At 62.5% G+C, this 24,204-nt stretch carries 21 protein-coding genes, 1 tRNA gene and 2 pseudogenes; 21 read left to right on the forward strand and 3 right to left on the reverse strand.

Annotation, left to right across the window (positions count from 1 at the left end; all coding sequences use genetic code 11):
* The first annotated feature begins 17 nt into the window (after positions 1–17).
* The 10 genes from hemN (at position 18) to ACVWVY_RS28175 (ending at position 10,687) form a co-directional block, all read left to right on the forward strand.
* Complete coding sequence (gene hemN / locus ACVWVY_RS28130; protein WP_456629426.1) at positions 18–1,352, forward strand: oxygen-independent coproporphyrinogen III oxidase; 1,335 nt, start codon at positions 18–20, stop codon at positions 1,350–1,352.
* A gap of 642 nt (positions 1,353–1,994) precedes the next feature.
* Positions 1,995–3,644, forward strand: a complete 1,650-nt coding sequence (gene ccoN, locus ACVWVY_RS28135) for a cytochrome-c oxidase, cbb3-type subunit I (protein WP_456629427.1) — start codon at positions 1,995–1,997, stop codon at positions 3,642–3,644.
* A 10-nt stretch (positions 3,645–3,654) separates the two neighbouring features.
* Positions 3,655–4,389: a cytochrome-c oxidase, cbb3-type subunit II gene (gene ccoO, locus ACVWVY_RS28140; RefSeq protein WP_456629428.1), complete on the forward strand. Its 735-nt coding sequence runs from the start codon at positions 3,655–3,657 to the stop codon at positions 4,387–4,389.
* A 12-nt stretch (positions 4,390–4,401) separates the two neighbouring features.
* Positions 4,402–4,566, forward strand: a complete 165-nt coding sequence (locus tag ACVWVY_RS28145) for a cbb3-type cytochrome oxidase subunit 3 (protein WP_456629429.1) — start codon at positions 4,402–4,404, stop codon at positions 4,564–4,566.
* A gap of 7 nt (positions 4,567–4,573) precedes the next feature.
* Entirely contained in the window at positions 4,574–5,446 is an 873-nt protein-coding gene (ccoP, locus tag ACVWVY_RS28150) for a cytochrome-c oxidase, cbb3-type subunit III (RefSeq protein WP_456629430.1), read from the forward strand.
* Between the two features lie 99 nt (positions 5,447–5,545).
* A complete protein-coding gene (gene ccoG, locus ACVWVY_RS28155; RefSeq protein ID WP_456629431.1) occupies positions 5,546–7,009 on the forward strand; it encodes a cytochrome c oxidase accessory protein CcoG in 1,464 nt (487 codons plus the stop codon).
* A 19-nt stretch (positions 7,010–7,028) separates the two neighbouring features.
* The gene (locus ACVWVY_RS28160; protein ID WP_456629432.1) at positions 7,029–7,529 is read left to right on the forward strand and encodes a FixH family protein; all 501 of its coding nucleotides are present in this window, start codon (positions 7,029–7,031) and stop codon (positions 7,527–7,529) included.
* Between the two features lie 89 nt (positions 7,530–7,618).
* On the forward strand, positions 7,619–9,811 hold the full coding sequence (locus ACVWVY_RS28165) for a heavy metal translocating P-type ATPase (protein ID WP_456629433.1): 2,193 nt from the start codon (positions 7,619–7,621) through the stop codon (positions 9,809–9,811).
* The gene (ccoS, locus tag ACVWVY_RS28170) at positions 9,811–9,975 is read left to right on the forward strand and encodes a cbb3-type cytochrome oxidase assembly protein CcoS (RefSeq protein WP_456629434.1); all 165 of its coding nucleotides are present in this window, start codon (positions 9,811–9,813) and stop codon (positions 9,973–9,975) included. The genes ACVWVY_RS28165 and ccoS overlap by 1 nt, the downstream gene beginning before the upstream one ends.
* Before the next feature lie 430 nt (positions 9,976–10,405).
* Positions 10,406–10,687: a hypothetical protein gene (locus ACVWVY_RS28175; RefSeq protein ID WP_456629435.1), complete on the forward strand. Its 282-nt coding sequence runs from the start codon at positions 10,406–10,408 to the stop codon at positions 10,685–10,687.
* Between the two features lie 174 nt (positions 10,688–10,861).
* Here the strand turns inward: ACVWVY_RS28175 and ACVWVY_RS28180 are convergent.
* Positions 10,862–10,951, reverse strand: a tRNA-Ser gene (locus ACVWVY_RS28180).
* 115 nt (positions 10,952–11,066) lie between these two features.
* The gene (locus tag ACVWVY_RS28185; RefSeq protein ID WP_456629436.1) at positions 11,067–11,642 is read right to left on the reverse strand and encodes a hypothetical protein; all 576 of its coding nucleotides are present in this window, start codon (positions 11,640–11,642) and stop codon (positions 11,067–11,069) included.
* Positions 11,643–11,756: 114 nt separating this feature from the next.
* On the opposite strand from ACVWVY_RS28185, the pseudogene ACVWVY_RS28190 reads away from it, so the two are divergent.
* Positions 11,757–11,924: pseudogene (locus ACVWVY_RS28190) on the forward strand (GMC oxidoreductase); the annotation flags it as partial.
* A gap of 74 nt (positions 11,925–11,998) precedes the next feature.
* Here ACVWVY_RS28190 and ACVWVY_RS28195 read toward each other — a convergent pair.
* Positions 11,999–12,898: a LysR family transcriptional regulator gene (locus ACVWVY_RS28195; RefSeq protein ID WP_456629437.1), complete on the reverse strand. Its 900-nt coding sequence runs from the start codon at positions 12,896–12,898 to the stop codon at positions 11,999–12,001.
* Between the two features lie 149 nt (positions 12,899–13,047).
* On the opposite strand from ACVWVY_RS28195, the gene ACVWVY_RS28200 reads away from it, so the two are divergent.
* The 10 genes and pseudogenes from ACVWVY_RS28200 (at position 13,048) to ACVWVY_RS28245 (ending at position 24,188) form a co-directional block, all read left to right on the forward strand.
* Positions 13,048–14,052, forward strand: a complete 1,005-nt coding sequence (locus ACVWVY_RS28200) for an N-carbamoyl-D-amino-acid hydrolase (RefSeq protein ID WP_456629438.1) — start codon at positions 13,048–13,050, stop codon at positions 14,050–14,052.
* Positions 14,049–14,873 carry an ABC transporter substrate-binding protein gene (locus ACVWVY_RS28205; RefSeq protein WP_456629439.1) on the forward strand — a complete coding sequence of 275 codons (825 nt, stop codon included), beginning with the start codon at positions 14,049–14,051 and terminating at the stop codon, positions 14,871–14,873. The genes ACVWVY_RS28200 and ACVWVY_RS28205 overlap by 4 nt, the downstream gene beginning before the upstream one ends.
* A complete protein-coding gene (locus ACVWVY_RS28210; RefSeq protein ID WP_456629440.1) occupies positions 14,870–15,727 on the forward strand; it encodes an amino acid ABC transporter permease in 858 nt (285 codons plus the stop codon). Before ACVWVY_RS28205 ends, ACVWVY_RS28210 begins: the two co-directional genes overlap by 4 nt.
* On the forward strand, positions 15,724–16,488 hold the full coding sequence (locus tag ACVWVY_RS28215; RefSeq protein ID WP_456629441.1) for an amino acid ABC transporter ATP-binding protein: 765 nt from the start codon (positions 15,724–15,726) through the stop codon (positions 16,486–16,488). Before ACVWVY_RS28210 ends, ACVWVY_RS28215 begins: the two co-directional genes overlap by 4 nt.
* Positions 16,489–16,501: 13 nt before the next feature.
* Positions 16,502–17,317: an ABC transporter substrate-binding protein gene (locus ACVWVY_RS28220; RefSeq protein ID WP_456629442.1), complete on the forward strand. Its 816-nt coding sequence runs from the start codon at positions 16,502–16,504 to the stop codon at positions 17,315–17,317.
* Positions 17,304–18,189: pseudogene (locus ACVWVY_RS28225) on the forward strand (polysaccharide deacetylase family protein). The gene ACVWVY_RS28220 and the pseudogene ACVWVY_RS28225 overlap by 14 nt, the downstream one beginning before the upstream one ends.
* A 37-nt stretch (positions 18,190–18,226) precedes the next feature.
* Positions 18,227–19,810 (forward strand): ABC transporter substrate-binding protein, encoded by a 1,584-nt coding sequence (locus ACVWVY_RS28230; RefSeq protein WP_456629443.1) that lies wholly within the window; start codon positions 18,227–18,229, stop codon positions 19,808–19,810.
* The gene (locus ACVWVY_RS28235) at positions 19,807–21,180 is read left to right on the forward strand and encodes an amidohydrolase family protein (RefSeq protein WP_456629444.1); all 1,374 of its coding nucleotides are present in this window, start codon (positions 19,807–19,809) and stop codon (positions 21,178–21,180) included. The genes ACVWVY_RS28230 and ACVWVY_RS28235 overlap by 4 nt, the downstream gene beginning before the upstream one ends.
* A 75-nt stretch (positions 21,181–21,255) precedes the next feature.
* Positions 21,256–22,425 carry an amidohydrolase/deacetylase family metallohydrolase gene (locus ACVWVY_RS28240; protein ID WP_456629445.1) on the forward strand — a complete coding sequence of 390 codons (1,170 nt, stop codon included), beginning with the start codon at positions 21,256–21,258 and terminating at the stop codon, positions 22,423–22,425.
* 158 nt (positions 22,426–22,583) lie between these two features.
* A complete protein-coding gene (locus ACVWVY_RS28245) occupies positions 22,584–24,188 on the forward strand; it encodes an ABC transporter substrate-binding protein (RefSeq protein ID WP_456629446.1) in 1,605 nt (534 codons plus the stop codon).
* The last annotated feature ends 16 nt before the right edge of the window (positions 24,189–24,204 follow it).

The following is a 24,204-nucleotide window of genomic DNA, read 5'->3' on the forward strand; positions in this document are numbered from 1 at the left end:
AGGAAGAGAGTGCTGCCGTGAACGATGCTGTCCGCCATTATGCCCGTCTGCAGGTACCGCGATATACGTCCTATCCGACAGCCGCCGAGTTTACGACCAACGTCGGCGCCACCGACCAACGCCGGTGGCTGACGAGCATCGATGCGCGTGAGGCCCTTTCGCTTTATCTGCACGTACCTTACTGCCGCGAGCTCTGCCTCTATTGCGGCTGCAACACCAAGAAGGCGGTGCGCGTCGACGTCATCTCGGCCTACCGGGAAGCGCTCGAGCGCGAGATCGGCCTCGTCAGCGACGTGATGTCCGGGCCGGTCCGGATCGCCCGGCTGCACTGGGGCGGCGGAACGCCGAGCATTCTGGGCGCGGATGGGCTCGCCTCCGTCATGCGGGTTCTGCACGATCGCTTCGTTTTCGAAGCCGATTACGAACACGCGATCGAGCTTGATCCGAGATATGTAACGGAAAAGCTGGCGGAAGGTTTGAGGGCGCTCGGTGTCAATCGGGCAAGCCTGGGAGTGCAGGACGTCAATCCGCTGGTGCAGGCCGCGATCGGCCGCTGGCAGCCGATGCAGGCCGTCGAAGCGGCCGTGGCGCACCTGCGCGGCGCCGGCGTTCAAAATCTGAATTTCGACCTGATCTACGGTTTACCGCTCCAGACCATCGCCTCGCTTCGGAGGACCTGCGAGATCGTGGCCGCGCTGCAGCCGGATCGCGTCGCTTGCTACGGCTATGCCCACATGCCGTACCTGAAGGCCAACCAGCGGCGCATCGACGAGAGCAAGTTGCCTGGCCTAGAGGAACGCATCGATCAAGCCGGAACCATTGCCGAAGAATTCCTCCGCCATGGCTTCCGGAAGATCGGCATCGATCACTTTGCAAAGCCGGACGACGCGCTGGCCCGCGCCGCGCGGTCGGGACGGCTGCACCGCAATTTCCAGGGCTATACGGATGACGGAAGGGAAACCCTGATCGGTCTTGGCGCGTCTTCGATTTCCAGATTTACGGACGGCTACGTCCAGAACATTTCCGATGTCCCCAGCTATGTGCGCGCGATTTCGGCCGGCCGCCTCGCGCCGTCCCGCGGTTGCCGGCTGGATGCTGCCGAAAGGCAGCGTGCCCGCACCATCGAGGGCCTGATGTGCCAGTTCGGGGTCGATCTCGACGTGACCGCGCCGGATATGGTGTTCGATGAAGAACTCGCGCTGCTGCGGCCGCTGGTCCGCGATGGCCTGGTTCAGATCGATGGCCGTGTCGTGACCGCAACCGAGGCCGGCCGTGCCGTCATTCGCGTCATTGCCGCCGTATTCGATTCGCACACGCGTGCCAATGCGTCCCGCCTCAGCAAGGCTGTATGAAAAAGCCGGCTGTGGTTGATCCAGCGCAAAGCCCTGGCGACCAGAACCCGCTCTGATGAAACGATCAGATAGCGAGGGTGTCCCATGACTATTCCCAAGAGTGTGGAAAGCGCGCCGACGGACGGCTTCTTGTACGGATGGGTAAGGGCTATCGCGTCCAGATTTGCCGGCAGCGGGGAGCTACAAAATCTCGGGAGCAAGGAGTCCGAGCAGATCGCGCGGGATCTAAATCTCTCTTCCTCCGAGCTTTTTGCGCTGTCCGCCAGGAACGATCGCTCGGGAGACCTTCTGCGGAAGCGAATCGCGGAGTGCGGTCTGTCGACGGATCAACTGAAGACCCGCCAACCCGAGGTGCTTCGGGATCTGGAGCGCGTTTGCGGTCACTGCACGTCGACGAAGAGGTGCGCAGCAGAGTTCAGGCGCGGCAGTGCTTCGCCAGATTGGTCCAGTTACTGCCCCAACACGCCAACCCTGCAGGCCCTGATGGATGAAGATCGGCAATCCAGGTTGCAGGCGTCGCTGCCGGTGGGTCCGTCCTGCTGTTGAACGCCTCGCAAGCGGGCGCGGGGTTTGACTTCGATCAAGCCGGCCGAGGCAAAGTTATGATCAAGGAAATTGGTGTCTCCAGAAAAGAAGCCCAGCATGAGCCAATCAATCCCTGCCAAGTCGATGACAATAGGCGAAGCCGTCCTTGGCCCACTGTTTGCGTGTACGGCTCTTTTATGCGCATTTGCCGCTGCGAAAGGGCTTGATCCTGCCTTCACGTTTCACGCCTCGCTCGGTGCCGCTGCCAGCCTCGCGGCGGCCTTTGCGATTTTCAATCGGTACTACGACCGATCCGCGACGTTGCCGGTCCAGGAAATCAATGGCCGGCCGAACTACAACATGGGTCCGATCAAGTTCTCGGCCGCAATGTCGGTGTTCTGGGGCATCGCTGGATTCGCGGTCGGGCTGTTGATCGCCTGTCAGCTTGCGTGGCCCGCGCTCAATTTCGACCTGCCGTGGACCAGCTTCGGTCGACTGCGGCCGCTGCATACGTCGGCGGTTGTCTTTGCCTTTGGCGGCAACGTACTGATCGCAACATCGCTCTATGTTGTTCAGAAGACCTGTCGCACGCGTCTCGCGGGCGATCTCGCGCCCTGGTTCGTCGTCTTTGGCTACAACTTCTTTATCCTGATCGCCGGTACCGGCTATCTGCTTGGCGTGACCCAATCCAAGGAATATGCCGAGCCGGAGTGGTACGCCGATCTCTGGCTGACGATCGTCTGGGTGGTCTATCTGCTGGTCTTCCTTGTGACCATCATCAAGCGCAAAGAGCCGCACATCTTCGTTGCCAACTGGTTCTATCTCGCCTTCATCGTCACCATCGCCGTGCTCCACCTCGGCAATAATCCCGCACTCCCGGTATCGGTGTTCGGCTCAAAGTCCTACATTGCCTGGGGTGGCGTGCAGGATGCGATGTTCCAATGGTGGTACGGCCATAACGCGGTCGGCTTCTTCCTGACCGCCGGCTTCCTCGCCATCATGTACTACTTCATTCCGAAGCGTGCCGAACGGCCGGTCTATTCCTACCGGCTTTCGATCATCCATTTCTGGGCGATCATCTTTCTCTACATCTGGGCGGGGCCGCACCATCTGCATTATACGGCGCTGCCTGACTGGGCGCAGACGCTGGGCATGACGTTCTCGATCATGCTCTGGATGCCGTCCTGGGGCGGAATGATCAACGGTCTGATGACGCTGTCGGGCGCCTGGGACAAGCTGCGGACGGATCCGGTTCTCCGCATGCTTGTGGTATCGGTCGCCTTCTACGGCATGGCGACCTTCGAAGGTCCGTTGATGTCGGTGAAGGTGGTGAACTCTCTCAGCCACTATACCGATTGGACGATCGGTCATGTGCATTCGGGTGCGCTGGGCTGGGTCGGCTTCGTTTCGTTCGGCGCGCTGTATTGCCTGATCCCCTGGCTATGGGACCGGAAGGGGCTTTACAGCCTCAAACTGGTCAACTGGCACTTCTGGATCGCGACGATCGGGATCGTGCTCTACATCTCCGCGATGTGGGTGTCGGGCATCCTGCAGGGTCTGATGTGGCGCGCCTACACCTCGCTTGGTTTCCTCGAATACTCATTCATCGAGACCGTGGAAGCGATGCATCCGTTCTACGTCATTCGCGCCGCAGGCGGAGCGCTGTTCCTGATCGGGGCGTTGATTATGGCCTTTAACCTTTGGATGACTGTGCGCGCAGGCGAGGCGGAAGTGCAGCCGCGCGTCGCTCTTCAGCCGGCGGAATGAGGAGCTCTCGATGTCTTTCTGGACGCGACACCAAATCTTCGAAAAGAACTCGATCGTTCTGATTGCGGGAATTCTCGCGGTCATTGCGATCGGCGGGCTCGTCGAAATTACCCCGCTGTTCTATCTCAAGAGCACGATCGAGAAGGTCGATGGCGTCAGGCCATACACACCGCTCGAGCTTGCCGGGCGTAACGTCTACGTCCGTGAAGGCTGCTATCTCTGTCACTCGCAGATGGTCAGGCCGCTCCGCGACGAAGTCGAGCGTTACGGCCATTACTCGCTTGCGGCCGAGAGCATGTATGACCATCCGTTCCAGTGGGGATCCAAGCGTACCGGTCCCGATCTGGCGCGTGTCGGCGGCAAATATTCCGACGAATGGCACGTCACGCACCTGAACAATCCGCGTGCGATCGTGCCGCAATCGGTCATGCCCGGTTATGCCTTCCTGTCGGAGACGGAAGTCGACGAGGCGACCGTCACGGCCCATCTGCGCACCAACCGTGCCGTCGGCGTACCCTATTCGGACGATCAGATTGCCAATGCCGTCGCCGATCTCAAGGCGCAGGTCGATCCCGACAATGCGGGCGTGGATGGGTTCACCAAGCGCTATCCGAAGGCGGCAGCCCGCAATTTTGACGGCAAAGGTGGTGCGCCGACCGAAATGGATGCGCTGGTCGCCTACCTGCAGATGCTCGGCACGCTGGTCGACTTCAAACTCTACAACGAAAAAGCAAATCTCCGCTGAGAAGGCAGAACGATGAAAGCAATTCTCACTGTCCATAATATTGCGTCGGAGTTCGTCACGTCGTTCTGGACGCCTCTCTTCGTTGCAATCTTCATCGCCATCGTGACCTACGCGTTTTGGCCGCGCAACCGGGCCGCCTTCGACGAAGCGGCGAAAATGCCCTTGCGCGAGGAGTGAGCCGATCATGACCGAACACAGCGACATCGACCACGTTTCCGGAAGGTCGACGACGGGGCACGAGTGGGACGGCATCAAGGAACTCAACACGCCGCTGCCGCGGTGGTGGGTGATCACCTTCTATGCAACCATTCTCTGGGCGATCGGCTACTGGATCGTGTATCCGGCGTGGCCGCTGCTCTGGAGCCACACGACCGGGATATGGAACTACTCGACCCGTGCGGAGGTCGCCACCGAACTCGCCAATCTGGAAAAGGTCCGCGGTGACAAGATGGTGGCGCTCGGTGCGGCGCCGTTGGCCGACATCGAGAAAGATCCGGCCTTGCTCGCGCTTGCTCGCGCTCGGGGTAAGGCGGTATTCGGCGACAATTGCGCGCCATGCCACGGCACCGGCGGCGCCGGCGCCAAGGGCTATCCCAATCTGAACGACGACGAATGGCTGTGGGGCGGCAGCCTCGACCAGATCATGCAGACGATCCAGTTCGGCGCCCGTTCCGGCCACGCGAAGGCGCATGAGAGCGCCATGCTGGCGTTCGGCAAAGAGGGGATCCTGAAGAAGGATGAGATCGTCACCGTCGCCAATTATGTCCGCTCCCTCTCGGGGCTTCCGACAGCCGCGGGCTACAACGCAGCGGCTGGCGCGAGGATCTTTGCGGATAATTGCACCTCGTGCCACGGCGACAACGGCAAGGGAAACCAGGAGCTCGGCGCACCCGACCTCACCGACAAGATCTGGCTCTATGGTTCCGACGAGGCGACGCTGGTCGAGACCATCACCAACGGCCGCGCCGGCGTCATGCCCGCCTGGGTCGGCCGTCTCGACCCTTCCACGATCAAGGCGCTGACGGTCTTTGTCCACTCGCTCGGCGGAGGCAAATAACTGCCGGGCGGGGCAAGTCGACGTCCTGTTTGAGGTGGATCAAACGCGGGCGCGGGGCTGGGTCTACAGTGAACTCCTGATGCGAGATCAACCCCAGCGATGAACAAGTCCGTGAATCCGACCGAACTGCAGCTTGACGACGATGGACCGCTTTATGCGGCCCAAAAAAAGGTCTACCCGCAGAGCGTTTCCGGATCCTTCCGCCGCACCAAATGGGGGCTGATGGCGTTCTGCCTCGGCGTTTACTATCTGCTGCCGTTCGTGCGATGGAACCGTGGCCTGGGCGCGCCGGATCAGGCGGTGCTGGTCGACCTTCCGAACAGCCGATTCTATTTCTTCTTCATCGAGTTGTGGCCGCAGGAAGTCTATTATTTCACCGGCTTGCTGATCGTCGCGGCGCTGACGCTGTTCCTGATGAACGCGATCGGCGGCCGCATCTGGTGCGGCTATCTCTGCCCGCAAACCGTCTGGACAGACCTGTTCTATGCCGTCGAGCGCCTGATCGAAGGCGACCGGCGGGAACGCATGCGTAAGGATGCGGCCAAGGGCACGATGAAGCTCGAGCGCTTCGCCGAAATCCTGCTGAAACATTCGATCTGGCTGATGATCGCCTGGTGGACCGGTGGCGCCTGGGTGCTCTATTTCAATGACGCGCCAACGCTGGTGATGCAGCTCATCACCTTCCAGGCGCCGGTGATCGCCTACATCTGGATCGGAATCCTGACGGCTACGACCTATGTATTCGCGGGCTGGATGCGCGAGCAGGTCTGCGTCTATATGTGCCCGTGGCCGCGCATTCAGGCAGCCCTCACCGACGAGTGGGCGCTCAACGTCACCTACAAATACGATCGCGGCGAGGCACGCACGTCGCTGAAGAAGGCGAACGAGCTGCGGGCGCTCGGCGAATCCGTTGGAGACTGCATCGATTGCTATCAATGCGTCGCAGTGTGCCCGACCGGTATCGACATTCGTAACGGCGCGCAGCTCGATTGCATCCAGTGCGGCCTTTGTATCGATGCCTGCGACACCGTCATGACGAAGATCGGCCGGGAAACCCGCCTGATCGGGTACGACAACGACATCAACATTCACCGGCGCGAGTCCGGCAAGCCGCCGATCTATCGCATCGTGCGGCCGCGCACCATCACCTATGCCGCCATGATCCTGGCCGTCGGCGCAATCATGCTCTATGCGCTGCTGACGCGGTCGTTGCTCGACATCAACGTCCTGCACGACCGCAATCCGATTGCGGTGAAGCTCGCCGACGGATCGATCCGCAACGCCTATACCGTCCGGCTCCTGAACAAGCGCGGCTTCGATCGCGTCATTGCGATCGATATCGACGGTCCGAAAAACGCGACAATGCATGTGGTTGGCGTCGACTCGGTGACACCCGATCGGCCGATGATCGTCATTGCTAAGGACACAACCACCGAACTGCGGCTGCTCGTTACCGCGCCGTCCGAAGACAATCCGGAGAAATCGATCCTGGTCAAATTCCGGGTGACCGACATCGGCCTCGGCGAAGTTGCGTCGGCGAGCGACAATTTTGTCAGCCCGTGAGATGCTGGGAGAAATTCGCATGATGAAACCGTCCAGCTCGCCAAAGCCGCTGACCGGGCGCAAGGTGCTGTTCATGCTGGTGGCGTTTTTCGGCGTCGTGATCGGGATCAATCTCGTCATGATGCGGTTCGCGATCCAGACCTTGCCCGGCACCGAGGTCGACAGCGCCTATAGCGCCAGCCTCGCTTATGAGAAGGAGATCGCGACCGCCCGCGACCAGGGCACGCGCAATTGGAAAGTCGATGCCCATGTCGAGCGCAGCGGGCAGGGCGGTGCGATGCTGCAGGTCGAGGCGCGCGACAACTTCGGCCGGCCCATGTCCGGTCTGGCGTTTCAAGGGCGGTTCGAGCGGCCGACCGACCGTCGCGCCGATCAGCCGGTAACGCTCGCCGAAGTGGGCATCGGCATCTATCGCGGAAGCGCGTCAGCCATCGCGCCGGGACAATGGGATCTGGTGCTGGAAGGCGTCGCGGCAGGACAGCGATTGTTTCTGTCCAGGAACCGCGTGTTGTTGAACTAGGGCATGATCCGGACCGGGACGGCCGCGTTGGCGTAAAGCGGAAACCGGTTTTCGGAAAAGATCATGCTCACACAAACAGAGACCGCATCATGCAGGCGACGCGAGACTTTTCACACTATGTCCGTCATCTCGGCTCGGGCCTATCGCATATCGATCTGGCGGTGGAAGGCGTCAGTTGCGCCGGCTGCATGTCGAAGATCGAGCGCGGCCTTTCCGCGCTTCCGGACGTGACGCTGGCGCGGGTCAATCTGACCGACCGCCGCGTCGCGCTGGAATGGAAAGAGGGGACACTCGATCCGGCTCGCTTCATCGACCGTCTGGCGGAGCTTGGCTACAAAGCCTATCCGTTCGAGCCGGTTCGCGCCGAAGCGGTGGAGACGGAGCAGGCGAGCTTCCTGCTTCGGTGTCTCGGCGTCGCAGCCTTTGGCGCGATGAACGTCATGATGCTGTCGATCCCGGTTTGGTCCGGCAATGTGTCGGACATGATCCCGGAGCAGCGCGATTTCTTCCATTGGCTGTCGGCGCTGATTGCGTTGCCGGCGGTAGCCTATTCGGGACAACCATTCTTCAGGTCCGCCTTCCGTGCGCTGCGGGCGCGCCGCACCAATATGGATGTTCCGATCAGCATCGGCATCGTGTTGGCGCTTGCGATGTCGGTGATGGAAACCGTCCACCACGCCGAGCATGCCTATTTCGATGCGGCACTGATGTTGCTCGCCTTTCTGCTGTCCGGCCGCTACCTCGACCAGAGTATGCGCCGCAAGACGCGCGCGATGGCCGGAAACCTGGCCGCGCTCAAGGGAGAAACCGCGACAAAGTTCGTCGGCGCCGACGAAATCAGCGTCGTGCCGATTGCCGCGGTGCAGGCCGGCGACATCGTCTTGCTGCGGCCGGGCGAGCGATCCGCCGTTGATGGCTCCGTGATCGAAGGGCAGTCCGAGATCGACCAGAGCCTGATCACCGGCGAAACCCTGCCGGCAAAGGCCGGGCCGGGCACCGCCGTCTATGCAGGCACCCTCAATCTGTCGGGCGCCTTACGGGTGCGGGTGGCGGCGGCAGCCGAAGGCACGCTGCTGGCGGAAATCACCCGACTGCTCGACAACGCCGTGCAGACGCGCTCTCGATATGTGCAACTCGCCGACCGGGCGTCGCAGCTCTATGCCCCCGTCGTGCATACGGCGGCGCTCTTGACCATGCTGGGTTGGGCCGCTTACGGCGCCACCTGGCACGATGCCATCGTCACCGCGATATCGGTCCTCATCATCACCTGTCCCTGTGCGTTGGGCCTGGCGATACCGGCGGTGCAAACCGTCGTATCCGGCGGAATGTTTCGGAGCGGCGTTCTGCTTAATTCCGGCGATGCGATCGAGCGGCTGGCCGTCGTCGACCGCATCGTATTCGACAAGACGGGCACGCTGACCTTGCCCGAACTCGATGTCACCAACGCAGCGAGCGTTCCGCCAGCGGTCTTTGAACTCGCCGGGCGGCTTGCGCTTGCCAGCCATCATCCCGTTGCATCAGCGGTGGCGCGGGCGGCCGGCGCAAGAACGCCCTTGGCTGGCATCGAAGAGGTGGCAGGCCAGGGCGTCCGCGGCTTCGTCAACGGACAGGAAGTTAGACTGGGCCGGCCGTCATTTTGCGGCGCGGAGCAGATCGCCAACGAGATCCTGTGCCGGGATCCCGAGGCATCCGTCGTCGCCTTCCGTCACGGCGAGACGCGGAATGTGTTCGCCGTGCGGCAGCGGCTGCGCCCTGATGCTACCGGCGCGATTGCCGTGCTGCTCAAGGCTGGTGTCGAAATCGAGATACTGTCCGGCGATCGCGAGCCCGCGGTGCGACATGCGGCCGAGTCGCTCGGAATTCATGAATGGCGCGCGGGCGTCACTCCGGCGGAGAAGATTGCGCGCATCGACGAATTGAAGCGGAGGGGCGTCAAGGCCCTGATGGTAGGCGACGGCATGAATGACGCACCGGCGCTCGCTGCGGCGCACGTCTCGATGTCGCCCGTCAGCGCGACCCATCTGAGCCAGGCGACCGCCGATCTGGTGTTCCTAGGAGATCGCCTCGCGCCCGTCGTCTCCGCTATCGGCTTCTCGCGAAAGGCGCTGCGACTAATGCGGCAGAACCTGTGGCTCGCCGCGGGCTACAACCTGCTTGCCGTGCCGCTGGCCGTTGCAGGCCTCGCCACGCCGCTGGTCGCGGCCGCCGCAATGTCGGGCTCGTCGCTGCTGGTGATATTGAACGCGCTACGCGCTCATCACGGCGCGAGGGAGCTCGGCTGATGGAGGTCCTGGTATTTCTCGTGCCGTTGGCGCTGACGCTCGGTCTCATCGGCCTGATGGGGTTTCTCTGGTCGCTCAAGAACGGCCAGTACGACGACCTCGAGGGGGCTGGATGGCGGGCGATTGCGGATGATGAGCCGGCTTCCGGCAAGCCCGATCCGTGAAGTCCCCGATTTGGCTCTGATTCTGCGAAAATCGTAAGGGACTAATGCTTTGCAGCCGGCTTGGTCGTAAATTGGGAACATCGCCGCCGCACTTGGCCCATACGCGCGCCAGGAATCGCGGCCCCCGATGAAGAGCGGGGGCTCTCCGAGGCGGCGTTGGTACGCATCACTATGGCTGCGACCATGCCGGTTTGTCCGGCCACCGGCTACCTGAAGGACGGCGTCGCAAACAGCGTCTGGAACGTTCCAGACGTCGAGTTGGTCGATTGTCCGGATCAGCTTCGAGCCGGCGTGGAAGCCCGACATGATGACCGCGAAAGCCAGGGCCGATCTGGAATGTGCGGCCTGCCACTGAATAAAATGCCCCGCAACGCCGAGTCCGTGACCGGCGAGGGCGGGGCAGTCTAGGAGAAAACGGCGAGATCGCCGGATGATGCAGGACAACATTGTCAGGCATCATGTGAGCCAACCATTCGTCCATTTCGCCGTATCCGCATTGACGTGGATCAATTGTTCGGTGTGTGGCGGCAAGTGCGCGACAAAGATACGGAGTGTCCTCCGTACGATGAAGCAGGTAGCGATCGATGTCGCGCAGGCGCAGCAATGGTTGCTGGCGCGCGGCGCGCAAGACTTGCGCGATGCCATGTACAAACGGGAGCGGCTCGACACCATGATCGACTTGGCCGGAAACGTCACAAAGCTACGCGCCTAAAGAGGGTTCTCGCGATCCCGAAGCAGAAGCGAAGGCGCGGTGGCTTTGTCGCCGGGGTAGGGAAAAGGAGTGCAAAGGTGGCACCAAGACCCGCGACAAACGAACGGAAAAAGTACCAAACTAGTAAAACAGCGAAGGTAAAACAGGCGCTAAGCCATTGAAATTATTGAGTGGTGGCGGAAGGGGTGGGATTCGAACCCACGGTACCCTTGCAGGCACGCCGGTTTTCAAGACCGGTGCCTTAAACCACTCGGCCACCCTTCCGTTGCAGCGACATCAATCAGTTAGAGGTTGGAAAAGCAAGGCGAGATGAGAACAAAGATGGTCTTGGGGCCAACTTGGGGACAAAGCCTCGTAAAGTTGGTCCAGCCCGTTCGCCTCATGTCCCCAAGAAGCTCGCCGTCAACGAACTAATCGCCTGCGACAGCCTGTTGTCGGCTTCCTGCGTCCGCTTCCGCTTGGCGTAGTTGCGCAGGAGGACGGCGGGATCGTCGCCGATTCGCTGAGCAATGGTGTGGATCGGGATGGGCGGGTTGGCATCAAGCAGGCCAGTCGCGTGGATGCCACGCAGGTCGTGGAAACGGGGTTTGCCAAAGCCGAGTTTCCCGGCGCGCCGGGCAAACTCCTTGCTGAAGTTCCGCGGGTTGCGCGAGGCGGTTAAGTCGAACTGCTCGCCCCTCTCCGGGATGGCAGGGAACATCAGCGCACCGGCTGGCAGGCGGATCAGACCGAGGTCAACGTCGACCCCATCAGGGATACCCGCCTGAATGCGCAGGTGGCGCTCCTTCTCGGCGAGCAGTTCGGCCACAATGGCGTCGTCGATGTCGATGGTGCGCCAGCCGCGCTTGGTCTTGGGACGCTTGTGCCGGATGCCGTGCTTCTTGGTTTGCTCCAAGGCCCATTCGATCCAGATTGTCTTCTTCGAGACGTCGAGATCGGACCAGCGCAGCGCCAACAGCTCGTTGCGGCGCGCGCCGCATGCGGCGGCGAGGGCGACGACGGGGTATAGGCTTGAAGACTTGAAGCCCGCTACCAGTTTAGCCAGATCAGCCTCGCTGAGACCTTCGCCATGGCGGGCTTCAACGATGCCAATGGTGTGGTGAACCCGGACGGCACCGTGAAAGGCGTCGCTGCGCTGCGCGTTGCAGATGCTTCAATCATGTCGTCTGATTGTCGTGCCAACACTCACTTCGCCACGATGGTGATTGGTGAAGCCATCGCGCGAATGATGATGCGGAAGACGGACGTCTCGAACAACGCTGCCGCCCTGGCGCTGTGGGAAATGCCCAAGCAGCTCAAGCCTCGCAACGCTCAAGAGGCATCTTGGCCCAGCAAGCGGCTCGCCCGCCGGACTTCATTCAGGAACGCCTTGGCGAGACGTGACAGAGGTTCGGCCTCCGACCACAGCATGTAGGCCATGGCCACTGTTCTGGGCGTGAAAGGTCGAACGATCAGGCCCTGGCCGCCGCCCTGGCGCGGCGAAAACGGATCGACGACCGCAGCGCCAACGCCGGCAGCCGCGAGCACGCAGGCCGTGTTGCAGTATCGCACCTCGACGGTTGGCTGGAACGGTGCGCCGGCCAGCGCAAAGCTCTCGCGCACGGCTTCGCCCAATCGCGTGCCGCGCTCCAGCCCGATGAAGGGTAGGCCGACAAGGTCGGAAGCGGAAATGAGCGGCCGTTCGGCCAGCGGATGGTTCGGCGGCAAAACGCAGACCATTTCGCCGGTATGAACCACCTCATGCGCGATGCCGGGATGATGCGACAGCCCGAGCGCGAAGCCGAGCTCTGCAACCCTGCTCGATACGCCGTCGATGATTCCTTCGTAGCGCCGCACATCGAAGAAGACGCGCGTCTGCTGACGGCGGCGCAGGAAGTCCGATAGAGCATGTGGAATAATGCTGTAGGCCAGCGGCGGCGTCGCCACGATCGATAGAAGCCCTGTGCGGCACTCCCTCAAGTCGCGCACGCGATTTTCGAGTTTGGCGTGGAGCGCAAAGATCGCCTCACTTTCCTTGTAAAGCGCCATCGCCTCTGATGTCGGGAACAGCCGGTTGTTGACACGCTCGAACAACGCAAAACCCGCCTGCGCCTCCATCGACTTTAGCGCGTTGCTGATCGCCGGTTGCGACAGCGCCAGTTCGTCGGCCGCCGCGACCGTGGTCCGATGACGGATGACCGCACGGAGGATCTCCAATTGGCGCAGGTTCATATAACTACCGGTTATTGTCTCATCGAAAATATCATAGCACGAGTGATTGCGTTTAGGGCTGCGCTTCCGCGTAATCACCCCTGCATCGGAGCGCTATCGGAGCGGGATCGTCCGCCTCTCGAATGAGCAGCTCGCTCAGATTGGAGGCAATGTTGGTTCGGGTTCTCCGCGCGGCCGCCGCCCAGATGGGGCCGACGCAAAAAGCGGATACGCGAGAGCATACGCTTGGCCGGATGTTGGCGTTGCTGGAGGAGGCGGCTGCGCGCGGGGCAACACTGGTTGTTTTTCCCGAACTGGCGTTCACGACCTTCTTCCCGCGATGGCTCATCGAAGGCGACGCACTCGATCATTACTTCGAGCGCGGGATGCCGAGCCCAGCCGTGCAGCCCTTGTTCGATCGTGCTCGGACGCTCGGCATCGGCTTCTATGTCGGTTACGCCGAACTGACATCGGACGGTCGACGTTTCAACTGTTCGATCCTGGTCGATCGCGACGGCGAAATTCTCGGACGCTATCGCAAAGTGCACTTGCCGGGCTCGGTCGAGCCGCGTGCCGGCGCAGCCTACCAGCAGCTCGAAAAGCGCTATTTCGAATATGGCGATCTGGGATTTCCTGCCTTTCGGGCGGGACCGGACTGGCACCACGCGATCATGGGCATGATGATCTGCAATGATCGCCGCTGGCCGGAAGGCTGGCGCGTCCTGGGCCTGCAGGGCGTCGAACTGGTTTGCGTCGGCTACAATTCCGCGGCGTACGATCCAAACGGCGGTGTCTCCGAAGACGCAGCGCTGCGTACTTTCCATTCCAAGCTGGTGACTCAGGCCAACGCCTACATGAACGCCACCTGGGCGATCGCGGTCGCCAAGGCGGGGAACGAGGACGGCTCCGGACTGATCGGGGGCTCCTGCATCGTGGATCCCAACGGCCGGATCGTCACTGAGGCGCAAACGCTCGCGGACGAAATCGTCGTCGCCGACCTCGACCTCGATCTCTGTCGCCAGGGCAAGGACAAGATGTTCAATTTCGCCGCGCACCGGCGGCCGGAACAATACTCAGCGATTACGGAGCGTGCCGGTGTCATCGAGCCGGCCACGCTCGATGCGGTTAAAACATCAAGCGGCCGGTCGCGGCGCGGGCCGAAGGAGCTGATATGACGCGTCTCTGGTTCTCCATTGCTATCGCCGCGCTCGTTGCTGCCGCATCCGCGCAAGCCGCCGAATTGCCTGATGCGATCAAGCAGGCGGGCGTATTGCGGTTGACGGTCAACTCGACCTACGCCCCGATGGAATATCGCGATCCGACAACCAACCAGCTCGTCGGACTCGATATCGATCTCGCCAACGAACTCGCCAAACGGCTCAGCGTGAAGATCATCTGGAGCGAAACGCCGTTCGCCGAGCTCATTCCCTCATTGCAGACCAAACGCGCTGATTTCATCATCAGCGGCATTTCGGACCGCAGCTCGCGGCGCGAGGTCGCTGATTTCATCGACTATCTGGCGACGGGTCCGCAGTTCTTCGTCCTGACCGAGAATGAGGTGAAGTCTCCCATCGAGCTCTGCGGCAAGAAGGTCGGGACGACGCGTAGCACCAGCTTTCCGGTCGAGATCGAGAAGTGGAGCAAGCAGAATTGCGAGACGAACGGCAAGCCGGCCATTCAATATGTTCCGGGCGAGAACAGCATCGACGTCCGCAACCAGCTCAAGCAGGGCCGCATCGACGGCGCGGTGCAGGGCAGTGAAACGTTGCCTTACGCCCAAGGGCAGGAGGCCGGGAAGTACCGCATTGTGGGTGAACCGTTCTCCACCGGCTATCAGGGCATCATGTTCCGGAAAGACGATGTGGCGTTGCGCGAAGTGGTGACGGAACATCTCGCGGCCATGATTGCTGACGGTTCCTACAAGGCGATTCTCGACAAATACGGGTTGGGCGCGAACGCGGTAGCCCAGCCGATGATGAATGCGTCCCCGCAATGAGAGTGGCGCCCACACTTGCGGAGGGCTTTCCCGATCTCTCGGGGATGACGGTTGCGCGTCAGGCGCATTGGGGGCGCTGGCTCGCCGCGGCGGCGATTCTCGTTGTGCTGACCGCGATCGGTCGCGCTTTCGTCAACGGTCAGATCGAATGGACTTATGTCAGCCGCTTCCTGACCGCGAAGGTGATCCTTGAAGGCATCACCAACACCATGGTGATGGCGGTGCTTGCGATGGCGCTCGGCATCGTGTTGGGCGTCGTCGTCGCGATCATGAGGCTCTCGTCCAATCCAGTTCTGGCGTCCGTCGCCGCCGGCTATACGTGGTTGTTCCGCGGTACGCCGCTGATCCTGCAATTGCTGCTGTGGTTCAACCTCGCGCTGGTGTTTCCGACGATCGGCATTCCGGGCCTGTGGTCGGCGCGGGCGGTCGATGTCATGACGCCGTTTCTGTCCGCGCTGCTCGGCCTCGGCATCAATCAGGGCGCCTACACGTCCGAGGTGATGCGGGCGGGCATGCTGTCGGTCGATGTCGGGCAATATGAGGCCGCGAAGGCGATCGGCATGGGACGGCTGCGTGCGCTGCGCCGCATCATCCTGCCGCAGGCGATGCGGGTCGTGATCCCTCCGCTCGGCAACGAATTCATCGGCATGGTGAAGGCCACTTCGCTGGCCAGCGTCATCCAGTATCCGGAGGTCCTGCATAACGCCGAGAATATCTACTACGCGAACTCACGCGTCATCGAGCTCCTGATCGTCGCCGGCTCCTGGTATCTGCTCGTCGTGTCGATCCTGACACCCTTGCAGATGCTCCTCGAACGACGCTTCGCGCGTGGTGCATTGCAGATCACCCGATGACCCGCCCCCTTGTCGCCATCCGCTCGATCAGCAAGAATTTTGGGGAGTTTCGAGCCCTCGCTCGGGTCTCGCTCGACGTCCGGGCAGGCGAGGTGCTCTGCCTGATCGGGGCGTCCGGATCGGGCAAGACGACGCTGCTGCGCTGCATCAATCAGCTTACGTCGATTGATAGCGGCGGTATCTGGCTGGACGGCGAGTTGCTGGGCGTCCGCGAAGAGGGCGGGCGATTGCATCGCCTCACCGAGCGGCAGATCGCGCGCCAGCGCCTGAAGACCGGCATGGTGTTTCAGCGCTTCAACCTGTTCCCGCACAAGACCGCGCTTGAAAATGTCACCGAAGGTCCGGTGCAAGTGCAGGATCGCCGGCAAGAGGAAGCGAAGGCGGAGGCGATGGAGCTGCTGAAGCGCGTGGGGTTGGCAGCGAAAGCCGACGCCTATCCTTCGCAGCTATCCGGCGGGCAGCAGCAGCGGGTGGCGATTGCGCGCGCGCTCGCCATGAAGCCGATGCTGATGCTGTTCGACGAGCCGACGAGTGCGCTCGATCCTGAGCTCGTCGGCGAGGTACTCACCGTCATGAAGGAGCTCGCCCGCAGCGGCATGACGATGATGGTGGTGACGCACGAGCTCGGCTTCGCGCGCGAGGTGGCGGATACGGTCGTCTATATGGATCATGGCGCGATCGTGGAGTCCGGGCCTGCGGCGGAGGTTCTGGGCAGGCCTCGTGAAGTACGTACTCAATCCTTTCTTTCCGCAGTGATCTGATGGGGCGATTGTTATGACGAAATGGTTTCTCGCTGCCGCGCTCACTTACGTTGCTATCACTTCAGCCATGGCGATCGAACTGCCTCCGGAAATCGCCAAGCAGGGCAGTATCAAGGTTGCCATCGTACCGAACTATCCGCCCCTGGAATTCCGCGATCCCGCGACGAACACGCTGACTGGTTTTGACGTCGAACTTGGCGAGGCGCTCGGCAATAAGCTCGGCGTCAAGATCGACTGGCAGCAAACCAGTTTTGACCAGATGATGCCTGCGATTTCGACGGGGAGGGTGGATGCGATCCTGTCCGGCATGACGGATATGGCGAGCCGGCAGGACACGGCGACCTTTGTCGACTATCTCCGCAATGGGCCTCGATTTTTCGTGCAGCAATCGCGCGCCGCGGAGTTCAAGGACACGACGGCATTCTGCGGGAAAAAGGTCGGTGCCAGTCGGCGCACGTCCTTTCCGAAGCTGATCGCTGCCTGGAGCGAGGCCCATTGCGGCGGCAACCCGATTCAATTCGTCGGCACGGAAGGATCGGCCGATGCCCGGACCCAGCTAAGGCAGGGACGGATCGACGCGGCCGTCCAGGGTGGCGAGACGCTTCCCTACATGATGGACCTCGAGCCGGGCACCTATGTCCCGGTCGGCGACGTGTTCGCCACCCAGTTCACCGGGCTTGCGCTGGGCGTCAAGGAGAAGGTGCTGCAGCAGGCGGTCGTGGAGGCCCTGGACTCCTTGATCGCTGATGGCACCTACCGTGCCTTGCTGGCGAAGTGGAAATTGACCGATTACGGTGTAGAGAAGGCGACCATCAATGCTGGACAGTAAAGCGCTTGCGAGCATTCCGCTTATCCCCGCGAACACCGCGCCGCCGGCGCCGGACTATCCGTGGCCCAAGCCCTATACGTCGGCGATGTTCCTCTCCTTCGACGTGGACGCGGAGAGCGCCTGGACCAGCAAGGACGCAGCTCACGCCCAGCGCCTCATTACGATGAGCTATGGTGGCTACGAGGCGCGCGTCGGCACACCGAAACTTTTGGAGCTGCTCGATCAGCTCGATCTCAAAGCGACCTTCTTCGTCACCGGCTGGTCGGTGGATGCGCATCCCGCGATGGCAGAGGCCATCCTTAAGGCGGGTCACGAGATCGGCCATCATGGCTACCACCATCTGCTGCCGGATCCGGGCGACCCCTGGATCGAGGAGGAGCTTGAGCGGGGGTTTCGAGGCGCTGAAGCGCCGGCTTGGCGTCAAGCCGACCGGCTATCGGGCGCCTTACGGCGAATTTACCGAAGATCTGCGCGTGGCGCTGGTCCGCCACGGCTTCGTCTACACCTCGTCATTTCGTGACGACGTGCGGCCTTATCGCCATCGTCTCGCGGATGGCAAGCCCGGCACGATCGAGCTTCCGGTGACCGCAAGCTACGACGACTGGATGCACGGACTGTCCGCCCGATTCAGCCCGCGACCGATCTTTCCGAAGGAGCATGTGCTCTCGATCTGGAAGGATGAGCTCGACGAGGTCAGGGATTGGGGCGCGATGGTCACGACCGTGCTGCATCCGCAATGCAGCGGTCGTCCGATGCGGCTTCGGCTGCTGCGGGAATTTCTCACCTATGCCAAATCCTGCCCCGATCTGTGGATCACGACCGGAGAGGCGATCGCGGCGAATTTCAAAGGTCACGAAGCCGCGGTGACCTGAGAGACGCGCGAACCACATATTGTTCTAGGAGTCCTCGATGCTCGTTTCCCGTCGTTCACTGCTAAAGGCCGCTGCCGCCGCGTCGGCGTTGTCGCTGCCGGGAATCCTGCGGGCACAGTCGCAGACTACGCTGCGCTTTATTCCGGTGATCGACCTGACCTTTCTCGATCCGATCTACTCCACGGCGCAGGTCTCCCGAAACCACGGATTCATGGTCTACGACACGCTCTACGGCATGAATTCGGCGCTCGAGGTTTCGCCTCAGATGGTGTCTGGGCATGTCGTTTCCAACGACGAGCGCCAGTGGGACCTGACGCTGCGCAACGGCCTGCTATGGCATGACGGCGAGCGCGTGTTGGCGCGCGATTGTGTCGCGAGCATTCGCCGATGGGCGGCCCGCGACGGGTTCGGCGCCGAACTGATGGCCGCAACCGACGAGCTGTCGGCGCCTGACGACCGCACCATCCGCTTTCGGCTGAGCAGGCCTTTCCCGCTGCTGCCCGCGGCGCTCGGCAAGGCCGCGATCCAGGCGCCGTTCATGATGCCGGAGCGGCTGGCGAGCCAGGATCCGTTCAAGCCGCTGAGCGAGGTGGTGGGCAGCGGACCGTTCCGCTTCGTAGCGGACGAGCGCGTACAGGGCGCGCGCAATGTATACGCTCGTTTCGACCGCTATCAGCCCCGTCAGGACGGCAAGCCCGATTGGACCGCCGGTCCCAAGATCGTTCATTACGACCGCGTGGTCTGGACGACGATGCCGGATGCGGCGACTGGCGTGGCCGCACTGCAAACGCGCGAGCAGGATTGGCAGGAAACAACGCCGCACGACCTGCTGCCCGTGCTGAAGCGTACCGGCGGCATCACCACGCGGATTCTCGATCCGCGGGGTTATACCTGCATGTTGCGCGTGAACCACCTGCAGCCGCCGTTCGACAATCCCGCCATTCGCCGGGCGCTGCTGGGCGCGATCGACCAGTCCGCCTTCATGACGGCGGTCGCGGGCGACGATCCCACTTATCAATCCTCGCCGATTGGCTTCTTTGCGCCCGGCACACCAATGGCGAGCGATGTCGGCCTTAATGTGTTTCGCGGGCCGCGCGACGTGGCGAAGGTCAAGGCCGATTTGAAAACCGCCGGTTACAATGGTGAGAAGGTGGTGCTGCTCGTCCCCACCAACTCGGTCGCGCAAAAGCCGCTCGGTGACATCGCTGCCGACATGCTGCAGCAGGCTGGCATGAACGTCGAATATGCCGGACTGGATTTCGGCGTGGTGCTGCAACGGCAGTTGAAAAAGGACCCTGTCGCCCAGGGTGGCTGGAGCGCCGGCGTCGGCAACTGGCAAGGCATCGATTGGCTGAACCCGGCCGGCAATTCGAACCTGCGCGGCGACAGCAAAGTGGCCGGCTGGTACAAGAGCGAGAAGATGGGGGCGTTGAGAAGCCAGTGGCTCGCCGCCGCCAGCCTTGCCGAGCAACAGCGGATCTGCCGCGATATCCAGGCATTGTCGTTCGAGGAAATTCCTTACTTCCCGATCGGCCAGTACAAGCAACCGACCGCCTACCGCTCGAACATCACTGGTATCCTCGACGGCACGGCCGTATTCTGGAATGTGAAACCAGCATGAGCACGATCGCGATCTTTGGCAGCTATGTGTTGTCCCGAAAGGATGGCGCGCAGGAGGTGCTGCGCGATCACTGGGTGTTGCTGGAGGGCAAACGGATCGCTGCCGTCACACACGACCGGCCTTCCGCCACCGAGGTCTTCGACAGACCGGGCCGCTTCGTGCTGCCCGGACTTCTGAACCTGCACAATCACTGCTTCAGCGAAGCCGTCGCCCGGACGCATACGGAGGACGGCAACGGTCGCCGGAACAACCAGAGCATCGTCTATACGGTGCTGCTGCCTTTGACCAAGCGCGGCGCCGATCTATTGTCGCCGTCGGAGCGGCTGGCCATCGCGCGGCTCGGCATCCTGCAATTGCTGAAAGGCGGCGCCACCACGGTCATGGAGCCGTTCCGTAACACCATTCCGGAGATGTTCGACGCCGCCGAGGAAATGGGAATCCGCTTCTATGGCGCGCCGTATCTGTTTTCGACCTCGGATGCCAAGGCGGGGCCAGACGGCGTGGTGCATTACGCGGGCGATGATGGCCAGGCCGATATGGATACCTGGAACGCGCTATATCATCGCTGGAATGGACGAGGCGATGGCCGGATCGGTCTTGCGATAAGTCCGCACGCGACCGACACCTGTGGTCCGGAGCTGCTGCGGGCGTGTGCGGTCCGCGCGCGTGAACTCGACGTTGCCATCACCATCCATCTCGCGCAAAGCCAGGCCGAAGTCGCGACGATCGGGAGCCGCCACGGCGGCCGTACGCCGGCCGAATATCTCGACTGGCTTGGCCTTCTGGCGCCCGATCTCATGGCCGCGCACTGCATCGCGAGCACCGATAATGATTTGAAGCTGATGGCGGCGAAGGGCGCCACGGTGCTGAACTGCCCGCGCGTGTTTGCGCGCGCAGGCGTTACCGCGGCGTTCAGCCGGTTCGCGGAGCACGGCGTCCGGACCGTAGTCGGAACCGACGGCTACAACATGGACCTGCTCGGCGAGCTCAATGCGGCGTCGATGATCTCGAAGATTGCGTCCGCCCGCGCGGATGTAGCCAATGCACCTGAGCTGATCGAGTCGGTCACTGCCACGGCGGCGACGGTCATCAGGCGGCCGGACCTCGGGACGATCGCGCCGGGCGCAACCGCCGACCTCACCGTCGTCGACCTGACCCATCCCCATTTGCAGCCGCTGTTCGATCCGCGGCGCGGGCTCGTCGCGCTCGGGAACCGAGCCAACATCGATCAGGTCATCGTTGACGGGCGTGTGCTGATCGACGCAGGCCGGTACATTCATGGCGACGAGACCGCGATGATCTCGGCCGCGTCAGCGGCAATCGGTAAAATCTGGGATCTGCCGGAAGCCCAGGCGGCCTTCAATGGTTGACGGCTCATCGGCGCAGGCGCTTTCGTGGATGGGCGAGGCGCTTTCGCGCTGCTTCCCTCATTTCAGGAGATAAGGATGCCTTTCGATTTGATCCTGCGCGGCGGCCGGGTGATCGACCCCTCCCAGAAGCTCGACGCCGTGACGGATGTCGCCTTTGCGGACGGCAAGGTGGCGATGGTCGGAAGCGAGCTCAAGGCCGATCCCGGAACCGATGTGCGCGACGTGTCAGGTTACATCGTCACCCCCGGCCTGATCGATCTGCACACCCACGTCTATTGGGGTGGCACCTCGCTCGGCATCGATGCCGAGGAGTTCTGCCGCACCTCCGGCGTCACCACGGCGGTCGACACCGGCAGCGCCGGCCCAGGGAATTTCGCCGGCTTCCGCAAGCACGTCATCGAGCCGAGCCAGGTCCGCATTCTGGCCTATCTGCACGTCTCCCACGCCGGCATCTACGGTTTCTCGCAGCGCGTCATGGTCGGCGAGAGCGAGGAGATGCGGCTGATGAACCCGATCGACGCCGTTGCGGTGGCAGAGGCCAACCGCGACCTCATTGTTGGTATCAAGGTGCGGGTAGGGCTCCACGCCTCGGGCACCTCGGGGATCGTTCCACTCGACATTGCGCTGGAGGTCGCCGAAGAGGTCGGCATGCCGCTGATGGCGCATATCGACCATCCGCCGCCGAGCTACGAGGAGGTGCTTGCCCGCCTGCGTCCGGGCGATGTCCTCACGCACGCGTTCCGGCCGTTTCCAAATACGCCAGCTACCGCCCAGGGCACGGTGAAGCGGGTGGTGCTCGAGGCGCGCGAACGCGGCGTGTTGTTCGACATCGGCCACGGTAAAGGCTCATTCGCCTTCAAGACTGCCCGCGCGATGCTTGCTAACGGCTTCTATCCCGACACCATTTCCTCTGATGTCCACGCCCTTTGCATCGACGGGCCGGCCTTCGATCAGGTGACGACCATGTCCAAGTTCCTGTGTATGGGCATGCCGCTCCGCGATGTGGTCGCGGCTTCCTCGGTCAATGCGGCGATGGCGCTGCGACGCCCCGAGCTCGGCAGCCTCAAGCCGGGCAGCGTTGGGGACGCCACCCTCATCTCGATTCCGCAAGGTCGGTTCGACTACGTCGACGCCGTCGGCGAGCACCTGATCGGCGACCGCAAGATCGTGTCCGAGGGCGTGGTCATTGCCGGGCGTTGGTGGCACCCGAAGGAATCGCCGAAATTCAAGCAGCTCGCGGGTTAGGCAGAACCGATGGATGGGCCGGCCGTGCTGGCATACCGCTTGCAAGCAAAAGGAGACTGATTGGCATCGGTTTGACTGGCCCGTTTCACCCCGCGTGGCGTCGAACCTCCGGCCATTGGCCGGACCCGCCATGACAACCCGAAAACAGGGAGAGCTCCATGGATCGCAGGACTGTGTTGAAGGGATTGGCCGGGGTCGGCGGCCTGGCGGCGACGGGCGGCCTTTCGATGCCGGCGCTTTCCCAAGGCGCTGCGGCGCGTACCTTGCGCTTTGTGCCTCAGGCGAACCTCGCGAATTTCGATCCGATCTGGGGCACCCAGTATGTCGTGCGCAACGCCGCCGCGTTGGTGTGGGACACCCTCTACGGCCTTGACGCCACGCTGCAGCCGCAGCGCCAGATGGTCGAGTCGGAGGAAGTGTCCGATGACGGGCTGGTCTGGACCTTCCGGCTCCGGCCGGGGCTCAAGTTCCACGACGGCGAGCCGGTGTTAGCTAAGGATGTGGTGGCGAGCCTGACGCGCTGGTCGGCGCGCGATCCCATGGGCCTGATGCTCAAGGCGATCCAGAACGAACTGACCGCTGTGGACGACCGCACTTTCAAATGGGCGCTGAAGTCGCCCTATCCGAAGATGCTGCTGGCATTGGGCAAGAACAGCACGCCCTGCGCGTTCATCATGCCGGAGCGCATCGCCCAGACCGACCCGTTCAAGCAGATCCCCGACTATATCGGCTCGGGCCCGATGAAATTCGCAAAAGGCGAATGGGTGCCCGGCGCCAAGGCGGTGTTCGAGAAGTTTGCCGATTACACGCCGCGGCAGGAGAAGGCGTCCTGGCTCGCCGGCGGCAAGCAGATGCTGGTCGACCGCATCGAATGGGTGGTGATCCCGGACCCTGCGACGGCTGCGGCCGCGCTGCAAAACGGCGAGGTCGATTGGTGGGAAAGCCCCATCACCGACCTGGTGCCGTCGCTGAAGAAGAACCGCAACATCGATGTCGACATCGCCGATCCCCTCGGCAACATCGGCTCATTCCGGATGAACCACCTGCATCCGCCCTTCAACGATGTGAAGGTGCGACGTGCCGTACTTACGGCGCTGAGCCAGGAAGACTACATGCGCGCGCTGGTCGGCGACGACAACGCGCTCTGGAAGCCGCTGCCGGGCTTCTTCACGCCGGATACGCCGCTCTACACGGAGGAGGGTGGCGAGATCCTGAAAGGCAAACGCGATCTCGCAGCGGCAAAGAAGCTGCTGGCCGAGAGCGGCTATTCGGGCCAGCCGGTCACGTGCGTCGTGGCGCAGGATCAGCCGATCACCAAGGCGCAAGGCGACGTCACCGCGGATCTGTTGAAGCAGATGGGTATGAATGTCGACTTCGTCGCGACCGATTGGGGGACAGTCGGCTCCCGTCGCGCCCAGAAGACGCCACCGGGCCAGGGCGGCTGGGGGATGTTCCACACCTGGCACGCGGGCGCGGATTGCGTCAATCCGGCCGTCTACAATGCCGTTCGTGGCACTGGCGACAAGGCGTGGTTTGGCTGGCCCACGAGCGCGACGGTGGAAAAGGAAGTCACGGCCTGGTTCGAAGCGAAGAATCTGGATGAGGAGAAGGCTGCGGTGAAGCGCCTCAACAAGGCGGCGCTCGAGGACGTCGTCTATGCCCCGACCGGCTTCTTCCTGAGCTACACCGCGTGGCGCAAGAACGTCTCCGGTGTCGCCAAGGGGCCGCTGCCCTTCTTCTGGGGCGTGTCGAAGACCGCATGATGGCGCAGTAAACCCA

Source organism: Bradyrhizobium sp. URHC0002 (assembly GCF_054059515.1).

Coding starts and splice junctions, on each gene's coding strand:
- ccoN (WP_456629427.1), top strand. CDS start 1,995: ATGAGCCAATCAATCCCTGCCAAGTCGATGACAATAGGCGAAGCCGTC.
- ccoO (WP_456629428.1), top strand. CDS start 3,655: ATGTCTTTCTGGACGCGACACCAAATCTTCGAAAAGAACTCGATCGTT.
- ACVWVY_RS28145 (WP_456629429.1), top strand. CDS start 4,402: ATGAAAGCAATTCTCACTGTCCATAATATTGCGTCGGAGTTCGTCACG.
- ccoP (WP_456629430.1), top strand. CDS start 4,574: ATGACCGAACACAGCGACATCGACCACGTTTCCGGAAGGTCGACGACG.
- ccoG (WP_456629431.1), top strand. CDS start 5,546: ATGAACAAGTCCGTGAATCCGACCGAACTGCAGCTTGACGACGATGGA.
- ACVWVY_RS28160 (WP_456629432.1), top strand. CDS start 7,029: ATGATGAAACCGTCCAGCTCGCCAAAGCCGCTGACCGGGCGCAAGGTG.
- ACVWVY_RS28165 (WP_456629433.1), top strand. CDS start 7,619: ATGCAGGCGACGCGAGACTTTTCACACTATGTCCGTCATCTCGGCTCG.
- ccoS (WP_456629434.1), top strand. CDS start 9,811: ATGGAGGTCCTGGTATTTCTCGTGCCGTTGGCGCTGACGCTCGGTCTC.
- ACVWVY_RS28175 (WP_456629435.1), top strand. CDS start 10,406: ATGATGCAGGACAACATTGTCAGGCATCATGTGAGCCAACCATTCGTC.
- ACVWVY_RS28195 (WP_456629437.1), bottom strand. CDS start 12,898: ATGAACCTGCGCCAATTGGAGATCCTCCGTGCGGTCATCCGTCATCGG.
- ACVWVY_RS28200 (WP_456629438.1), top strand. CDS start 13,048: ATGTTGGTTCGGGTTCTCCGCGCGGCCGCCGCCCAGATGGGGCCGACG.
- ACVWVY_RS28205 (WP_456629439.1), top strand. CDS start 14,049: ATGACGCGTCTCTGGTTCTCCATTGCTATCGCCGCGCTCGTTGCTGCC.
- ACVWVY_RS28210 (WP_456629440.1), top strand. CDS start 14,870: ATGAGAGTGGCGCCCACACTTGCGGAGGGCTTTCCCGATCTCTCGGGG.
- ACVWVY_RS28215 (WP_456629441.1), top strand. CDS start 15,724: ATGACCCGCCCCCTTGTCGCCATCCGCTCGATCAGCAAGAATTTTGGG.
- ACVWVY_RS28220 (WP_456629442.1), top strand. CDS start 16,502: ATGACGAAATGGTTTCTCGCTGCCGCGCTCACTTACGTTGCTATCACT.
- ACVWVY_RS28230 (WP_456629443.1), top strand. CDS start 18,227: ATGCTCGTTTCCCGTCGTTCACTGCTAAAGGCCGCTGCCGCCGCGTCG.
- ACVWVY_RS28235 (WP_456629444.1), top strand. CDS start 19,807: ATGAGCACGATCGCGATCTTTGGCAGCTATGTGTTGTCCCGAAAGGAT.
- ACVWVY_RS28240 (WP_456629445.1), top strand. CDS start 21,256: ATGCCTTTCGATTTGATCCTGCGCGGCGGCCGGGTGATCGACCCCTCC.
- ACVWVY_RS28245 (WP_456629446.1), top strand. CDS start 22,584: ATGGATCGCAGGACTGTGTTGAAGGGATTGGCCGGGGTCGGCGGCCTG.